This is a genomic window from Stenotrophomonas rhizophila (assembly GCF_020857975.1).
In the GTDB taxonomy this organism is placed as follows: Bacteria; Pseudomonadota; Gammaproteobacteria; order Xanthomonadales; family Xanthomonadaceae; genus Stenotrophomonas; species Stenotrophomonas rhizophila_C.
The window spans coordinates 228,133-236,408 of record NZ_JACWUO010000007.1 but is presented as its reverse complement, the minus strand read 5'-3'; the positions used below and the strand labels follow the sequence as shown (position 1 = coordinate 236,408).

Here is an 8,276-nt window from a genome sequence, read left to right as displayed (position 1 = left end):
AGATGCTCGTCATCCTCAACGCCCGCAAACGGGACGCCGAAGTGGCCCTGACAGGCATCTGACAAGACAGTTGCTACCGACCAACGGTCGGTAGCTACCCGATCCGTGTTTCGCTTCGCGAAACCAAAACGCGCCCGAGGGGCGCGTTTTGGCAACTGGCGGTGGGAAGAACGCCTTAGGCGTTCTTCTCCGCCTCCAGTTGCTTGCGGATCTGCGCGTCCACTGCGGCGATGGCGGTCATGTTGAGCACGCGGCGCGAGGTGGCGCTGGTGGTCAGGATATGCACCGGCTTGGCCACGCCCATCAGGATCGGGCCGATCGCCACGCCATCGGTGAACACCCGCACCAGGTTGTAGGCGATGTTGGCCGCTTCCAGGTTGGGCAGCACGAACAGGTTGGCGCGGCCCTTCAGGGTGCTGTCGGGCAGCAGCTTGTGCCGCAGGGCTTCGTCCCAGGCGGTGTCGCCCTGCATTTCGCCGTCCACGTTCAGGCGCGGGTTGCGCTTGAGCAGCAGGCTGCGCACGGTGCGCATCTTCAGCGCATCGCGGGAATCATGGCTGCCGAAGTTGGAGTGCGACAGCAGCGCCACCTTCGGCTCGATCCCGAACAGCTTCATGCGGTAGGCCGCCTGCAGGGTGGCTTCGCAGATCTGCTCGGCGGTCGGGTCTTCCTGCACGTGGGTATCCACGAAGAAGAACACGCCCTGCTGGTTGATCACCCCGGTCATCGCCGAGGTCGAGGTCACCTTGGCTTCCAGCGGCAGCACGCTGCGCACGTAGCCCAGCTTCTTGTGGAAGCGGCCGACCACCCCGGTCAGCATCGCGTCGGCTTCGCCACGGGCCACCATCACCGCGGCGATCAGCGTCGGCCGCGAACGCATCAGGTTCTTGGCCGCGGCCACGGTCACGCCGCGACGGCCGGTGAGGTTGTGGTAGTACTGCCAGTATTCGTTGAAGCGCGGGTCGTCGTTGATGTTGGTGATGTCGAAGTCGACACCGGCCTGCATGCGCAGGCCCAGGCGCTCGATGCGCGATTCGATCACGTCCGGGCGGCCGATCAGGATCGGCAGGGCCAGGCCCTCGTCGACCACGTTCTGCACCGCGCGCAGCACCACTTCCTCTTCGCCTTCGGCATACACCACGCGTTGCTTGTCCGAACGCGCGCGGTCGTAGACCGGCTTCATCATCAGGCTGGTGCGGTAGACGAACTGGGCCAGCTTCTCGCGGTAGGCGCCCATGTCGGCGACCGGGCGGGCGGCCACGCCCGAATCCATCGCGGCCTGGGCCACGGCGGCCGACAGCTCCACCAGCAGGCGGCGGTCGAACGGGCGCGGGATCAGGTAATCGCGGCCGAAGCTGGGGGTTTCATCGCCATAGGCCGAGCCCAGGTCGCTGGCCTCGCGGCGTGCCATCGCGGCGATCGCGTGCACGCAGGCGATCTTCATTTCTTCGTTGATCGCGGTGGCGCCCACGTCCAGCGCACCGCGGAACAGGTACGGGAAGCACAGCACGTTGTTGATCTGGTTCGGGTAGTCCGAACGGCCGGTGCCGATCAGCGCGTCCGGGCGCACCGAACGGGCCAGCTCCGGCATGATCTCCGGGGTGGGGTTGGCCAGGGCGAAGATCACCGGGTCCTTGGCCATGGTCTTGACCATGTCCGCGGTGAGGATGCCCGGCGCCGACAGGCCCAGGAAGATATCGGCGCCATCGACGATTTCGGCCAGCGTGCGCTTGTCGGTGTCGCGTGCGTAACGCGCCTTTTCCGGATCCAGGTCGGTGCGGCCGGTATGGATCACCCCGTCGCGGTCGAAGGCCAGGATGTTCTCTTTCTTCAGGCCCAGCGAAACCAGCATGTTGACGCAGGAAATACCCGCCGCGCCCATGCCGGTGGTAGCCAGCTTGATGTCCTCGATGCGCTTGCCGGTGACCACCATGGCATTGAGCACCGCGGCGCCGACGATGATCGCGGTGCCGTGCTGGTCGTCATGGAACACCGGGATGTTCATCCGCTCGCGCAGCTTGCGCTCGACGATGAAGCACTCCGGCGCCTTGATGTCTTCCAGGTTGATGCCACCGAAGGTCGGCTCCAGCGAGGCGATGATGTCGACCAGCTTGTCCGGATCGTTCTCGTCGATCTCGATGTCGAACACATCGATGCCGGCGAACTTCTGGAACAGCACGCCCTTGCCTTCCATCACCGGCTTGCCGGCCAGCGGGCCGATATTGCCCAGGCCGAGCACCGCGGTGCCGTTGGAGATCACTGCCACCAGGTTGCCGCGCGCGGTCAGTTCGCTGGCCTGCTGCGGATCGGCCATGATCGCTTCGCAGGCATGTGCCACGCCCGGCGAATACGCCAACGACAGATCGCGCTGGGTCAGCATCGGCTTGGTCGCGGCGACGCGGATCTTGCCCGGCGGCGACATGCGGTGGTAATCGAGGGCGGCCTGTTTGAAATCTTCGTTGGACATCGCTTTCTGCAGATGAATGGGCGAGAGGAACAGAGGATCATACCCCCGTTGGCGTGGGTGGACCTGTCGCTACGCTGTCACGGCCATGCTGCAACCGCACATAATCCAGGCCGTCCGGCAGCGTACGCGGGGGAGCATGGCCGGCGCCGATGACAGGCCGCATCATCACCAGGCGGGCGGGTGAAAAAAGCAGGGCCTGCGCTCCAGGGGGAGGTAGCAGGCCCTGCAACACACACAGGCGGGCGGCGGCTCAGTGGGCCGGGGCGGTCAATGGCGACGGCAGGTCGGCGGTGGTCGGTGCGGGCAGTTCGGCCTCGCGGCCGTCCAGCGCCAGGGCCAGGCGGTCGCGGTCCAGCGCGCCTTCCCAGCGCGACACCACCACGGTGGCCACCGCATTGCCGATGAAGTTGGTCAGCGAACGGCATTCGCTCATGAAGCGGTCCACGCCCAGGATCAGCGCCATGCCGGCCACCGGCACTTCCGGGACCACCGCCAGGGTGGCGGCCAGGGTGATGAAGCCGGCACCGGTCACGCCGGCAGCGCCCTTGGAACTGAGCATGGCCACCAGCAGCAGCGCGATCTGGTGGCCCAGGGTCAGCTCGGTATTGGTCGCCTGGGCGATGAACAGCGCGGCCAGGGTCATGTAGATGTTGGTGCCATCCAGGTTGAACGAGTAGCCGGTGGGGACCACCAGGCCCACCACCGACTTGGCGCAGCCGGCGCGTTCCATCTTCTCCATCAGCGAGGGCAGCGCCGACTCGGAGGAAGAGGTACCCAGCACCAGCAGCAGCTCGGCCTTGAGGTAACGGGCCAGCTTGAACACCGAGAACCCGCACAGCCGGCAGACCACGCCCAGGATCACCGCCACGAACAGGAACGCGGTGAGGTAGAACGAGCCCACCAGCCAGGCCAGGTTGACCAGCGAGCCGACCCCGTACTTGCCGATGGTGAAGGCGATCGCGCCGAAGGCGCCGATCGGGGCGGCCTTCATCAGGATGTGCACCAGGCGGAACACCGGCGCGGTCAGCGCCTCCAGCAGGGTCAGTACCGGCCGGCCCTTGTCGCCGGTCAGGGCCAGGGCCACGCCGAACAGCACCGCCACGAACAGCACCTGCAGGATGTTGCCGTCGACGAAGGCGCTGACCAGGGTGGCCGGGATGATGTCCATCGCGAACCCGGTCAGGGTCAGCTCGTGCGACTTCTCCACGTAGCTGTGGACCGCGGTCTGGTCTAGGTCGGCCGGGTTGATGTTCATCCCGGCGCCGGGCTGCACCACGTGCGCCACCACCATGCCCACGATCAGCGCCAGGGTGGAGAAGAACAGGAAATAGGCCATCGATTTGGCGAACACCCGGCCCACGGTGCGCAGCTGGGTCATGCCGGCGATGCCGGTGACGATGGTCAGGAAGATCACCGGGGCGATGATCATCTTCACCAGCTTGATGAACGCATCGCCCAGCGGCTTGAGCGATTCGGCGAACGCCGGCTCGAAGTGGCCGAGGATGGCGCCCAGCACGATCGCCACTACGACCTGGACGTACAGCTGGCGGTAGAACGGCAGCGGCTTGGCCGCAAGCGGGGCGGTGGCGGGAATGTGCATGGCGGACTCCGGATGACGGTATTGACGCGTCCGGCCCGCAGGCTGCGCCGGGCCGGTTCCGTGGGGAACGCCGCGGCCCGGTGTTGGCGGGGGCTGCGGTGGATGGACGCATTTGTACGCGCCGCACACCGCAACGCAGATAACCTATTGGTACTAGCCCCCCGGTTCAGGCGGCGTCCGGTGCCTACACTGCGCCCACACCGCCCTCCCCCACGGCGGCAAGTGACCGCGCGCCGCCGGCCGGGCAACAGTTTCCGGCGCGGCGGCCGTTGTTGTCCTGTCCCGTCTCAAATTAGAGAGCAGCACTTCCATGCGCCCGACCCCGACCCTGCTGGCCCTGTGCCTGGCCGCAACTCCCCTGCTGGCTTCGGCCGCCGACTTCGACAACTGGCCGACCAAGGTCGCCTTCAGCGACGGCACCGAACTGGCCGCCACCGCCAACATCGCCTACGACCTCAACGATTTTTCCGGCGGCAGCGGCATCGACGATGCCGACGCGGTGCGCCGCAAGGAATTCGGCGCGACCCTGAAGAAGAAGGGCGTGTATGACGCGATGGTCTACTACGATTTCCAGGCCGACACCTGGCTGGACGTCTATGTCCGCCTGGAAAGCAAGGCGCTGTTCGGCCGCGACATCGGCAAGTTCCGCTTCGGCTACATGAAGACCCCGGTCGGCCTGGACGCGGTGACCAGCTCGCGCGCCGGCAGCTTCATGGAGTTCGCGCTGCCGGTGCAGGCCATCTACGAAGGCCGCCGCACCGGCGTGGACTGGGTGCTGGAACGCCCGCGCTACCTGCTGCAGGCCGGCGCGTACGGCGGCAAGGACCTGCAGGGCGACAACCCCGGCACCACCCAGGCCGTGCGTGCGGTATGGACCCCGGTCAAGGCCGACGGCGATGTGCTGCACCTGGGCCTGGCCCTGTCGCAGGAAAACCCGCGCGGCTACCGCGACGGCCGCGACGTGCACCGCGCCGCCAGCGCGCGCCTGCGCGCTCGCCCCGAAGCCGGCCTGACCGACCTGCGCCTGGTCGATTCCGGGGCGCTGGCCCCGGCCGACAAGATCGTGCGCAGCGGCGTGGAAGCGGTCTGGATCAAGGGCCCGTTCTCGCTGCAGGGCGAAGCCCTGCAGGCCACGGTCAGCCGTGAAGGCAGGCCGGACTTCACCGGTGCCGGCCAGTACGCGATGGCCAGCTGGGTGCTGACCGGCGAATCGCGCGGCTACAGCGGCGGCGCGGTGGCCAACGTCAAGCCGGCCCACGACTATGGCGCGGTGGAACTGGTGGCCCGCTACAGCCGCCTGGACCTGGACGATGCCGACGTGCTCGGCGGCCGCCAGCACGACTGGAGCATCGGCGCCAACTGGTACCTGACCAGCCACTTCAAGTTCCAGGCCAACTACGTCAAGGCCGACGCCAGCCGCCGCGGCGTGCGCAGCCAGCCGGAAATCTTCGAGCTGCGCGCGCAGATGCACTTCTGACCGGCATCGTGGCGGCGGGCCTGCACACCCTGCCCGCCGCGCGACCGTAGACTGCCGCCATGTACTGGCTCGGCCGCCACCGCACGCTGCTGCTGACCCTGCTGTTGATGGTCGGCGGTACCGTGCTGTGGGCGGCCGCCGCCGGACACTACGCATGGCGGCGCGCACTGGCCGCCGAAAGCGGCCAGGTTCAGCGCCAGCTGCAGGCGTACGGCCAGGGCCTGCAGCAGCGGGTGGACCGCTTCGGCACCCTGCCGCAGGTGCTGGCCCTGGACCCGGACCTGCGCCAGGCCCTGCTGCAGGCGCCCGACGCGGCCGGGCGGCAGCGCCTGAACCTGAAACTGCAGCAGGCCAACCAGGTCACGCGGGCCTCCACCCTCACCCTGGTCGGCCGCGACGGGGTGGCGGTGGCAGCCAGCAACTGGGACCAGCCGGGCAGCAACGTCGGCGAGGACTACAGCTACCGCCCCTACTACCGCCAGGCCATTGCCAGCGGCCGCGGCCGCTTCTACGGCATCGGCATGACCACCGGGGTGCCCGGCTATTTCCTGTCCCAGGCGATCGAGGAGCGCGGCCGACGCATCGGCGTGGTGGTGATCAAGATCGAACTGGCCGCGCTGGAACAGGAGTGGCTGACCAGCCCGGACGTAGTGTTGGCCAGCGACGAACACGATGTGGTGTTCCTGGCCAACCGCGATGCCTGGCGTTACCGTCTGTTGCGCCCGCTGGGCGCCAACGAACGCCGCGAAATGCTCGATGCGCGGCAATACGCCGACCGCTCGCTGCAACCGCTGCGGGTGCGTACCGAGGATGTGCTCGACGACGGCGGCCGCATGGTGCGGCTGCTCGACCCGGCGTTGCCGCAGCGCATGCTCTGGCAAAGCCTGGCCCTGCCCGAGGAACACTGGAACCTGCACCTGCTGCACGACGCCGGCGCGGCCACCAGTGCCGGGCGCAGCGCGGCGATCGGCGGCGCGGCGGCGTGGCTGGCGCTGGGCTTCCTGGTGCTGTTCATCCAGCAGCGGCGGCGCCTGGCCGCGCACCGGCAACGCAGCCGGCGCGAACTGGAAAGCGTGCTGGCCCAGCACGCCGAAGAACTGCGCACCGCCCAGGACGGCGTGCTGCAGGCCGCCCAGCAGGCCGACAGCGGCCTCAGCCGCAGCCTGGCGCACCTGCCGCAGGGCGTGGTGGTGATCGACAACGAGCAGAAACTGGTGGCCTGGAATGCGCGTTACCTGGAGCTGTTCAAGTTCCCCACCGGCCTGATCCGGGTCGGCCGCCCGATCGAGGAGATCTTCCGCTACAACGCCCGCCGCGGCCTGCTCGGCCCCGGACCGATCGACGAGGCGATCGAGCGCCGCCTGAACCACCTGCGCAGCGGTCGCCCGCATATGCGCGAGAGCGAAAAGGACGACGGCACCGTGCTGGAGATCCGCGGCAACCCGCTGCCCGACGGCGGCTTTGTCACCAGCTATGCCGACATCACCAGCTACAAGAACACCGCACGCGAACTGCGCTCGCTGGCCGATGCGCTCGAACACCGCGTGGCCGAGCGCACCCGCGACCTGGACGAGGCCCGCCGCGAGGCCGAACGGGCCAACCGCTACAAGAGTCGCTTCGTCGCCTCGGCGGTGCACGACCTGCTGCAGCCGTTGAATGCCGCGCGCATGTTCGTGTCGGTGCTGCGCGGCAAGCTGCAGGGCGAGTCGCACGAACTGAGCGGGCATGTGGACGCCGCGCTGGCCGCGCAGGACGCCATCCTGACCAGCCTGCTGGACATCTCGCGGCTGGAATCGGGCACGCTGCAGACCCAGGTCCGCGCATTTGCGCTGTCGCCGCTGCTGGAAACCCTGGCCCGCGAGTTCGGCATCGCCGCCGACAGCCGCGGCCTGCAGCTGCACTGGGTGGACACGCGCGCGGTGGTGGTCAGCGATGAGGCGCTGCTGCGCCGGATCCTGCAGAACTTCCTGTCCAACGCGCTGCGCTATACCCCGCGCGGCCGCGTGCTGATCGGCTGCCGGCGCCACGCCGGGCAACTGCGCATCGAAGTACACGACCAGGGCCCGGGTATTCCCGACAGCCTGCAGCAGGAAATCTTCGAGGAATTCCGCCGGCTCGACGATGGCGTCGACCAGGAGCGCGGCGCCGGGTTGGGGCTGGCGATCGTGGAGCGGATCGGGCGCCTGCTCGGCCACCCGATCCGCCTGCGCTCCACCCTGGGCCGCGGCAGCGTGTTTGCGGTGAGTGTGCCGTTGGGCGAGGCCGCGGCGATACCTGCCCTGGTCACTGCCCCGGCAGTAGCTGCCGACGAGGGCGACGGCCCGCTGCGGCAATGCCGGGTGTGGTGCATCGACGATGACCCGCGCGTATGCGGCGCCACCCGCGCCCTGCTCGAACGCTGGGGCTGCACGGTGGAACTGGCCGATGGACCGCAGGCCGCACTGGAAATCGCCTCGGCCTTCAACGTACCGCAGTTGCTGCTCCTGGACGTGCGGATGGGCCAGTGGCACGGCCCGGCGCTGTACGAACGGCTGTGCGACCTGTGGCAGGCGCGCCCCCCGGTGATCCTGGTCACCGCCGAGCGCGACGATGCGTTGAAAGCCGACGCTGCGGAAAAGGGCTGGGGTTTCCTGACCAAACCGGTACGGCCCCCGGCACTGCGTGCGTTGATGACGCAGCTGCTGCTGCGGCACCGCGGCTAGGCGCCGTAGACAGTTTCGGACAGCAACATG

At 68.4% G+C, this 8,276-nt stretch carries 4 protein-coding genes; 2 read left to right on the top strand and 2 right to left on the bottom strand.

Going from position 1 to position 8,276, the window contains the following annotated elements; translation table 11 throughout:
• Positions 1–175: 175 nt before the first annotated feature.
• Together IC535_RS09580 and IC535_RS09575 are read right to left on the bottom strand one after the other, a co-directional pair.
• Positions 176–2,467, bottom strand: a complete 2,292-nt coding sequence (locus IC535_RS09580) for an NADP-dependent malic enzyme (RefSeq protein WP_228885450.1) — start codon at positions 2,465–2,467, stop codon at positions 176–178.
• Positions 2,468–2,717: 250 nt separating this feature from the next.
• Complete coding sequence (locus tag IC535_RS09575) at positions 2,718–4,067, bottom strand: dicarboxylate/amino acid:cation symporter (protein ID WP_228885449.1); 1,350 nt, start codon at positions 4,065–4,067, stop codon at positions 2,718–2,720.
• A gap of 310 nt (positions 4,068–4,377) precedes the next feature.
• On the opposite strand from IC535_RS09575, the gene IC535_RS09570 reads away from it, so the two are divergent.
• Positions 4,378–5,544, top strand: a complete 1,167-nt coding sequence (locus tag IC535_RS09570; RefSeq protein WP_228885448.1) for an OprO/OprP family phosphate-selective porin — start codon at positions 4,378–4,380, stop codon at positions 5,542–5,544.
• A gap of 59 nt (positions 5,545–5,603) precedes the next feature.
• Entirely contained in the window at positions 5,604–8,246 is a 2,643-nt protein-coding gene (locus tag IC535_RS09565; protein WP_228885447.1) for a hybrid sensor histidine kinase/response regulator, read from the top strand.
• Positions 8,247–8,276 lie beyond the last annotated feature (30 nt).

Bases quoted from the DNA above. Each gene is read 5' to 3' on its own strand.
- IC535_RS09570 (WP_228885448.1), top strand. From the start codon at position 4,378: ATGCGCCCGACCCCGACCCTGCTGGCCCTGTGCCTGGCCGCAACTCCC.
- IC535_RS09575 (WP_228885449.1), bottom strand. From the start codon at position 4,067: ATGCACATTCCCGCCACCGCCCCGCTTGCGGCCAAGCCGCTGCCGTTC.
- IC535_RS09580 (WP_228885450.1), bottom strand. From the start codon at position 2,467: ATGTCCAACGAAGATTTCAAACAGGCCGCCCTCGATTACCACCGCATG.
- IC535_RS09565 (WP_228885447.1), top strand. From the start codon at position 5,604: ATGTACTGGCTCGGCCGCCACCGCACGCTGCTGCTGACCCTGCTGTTG.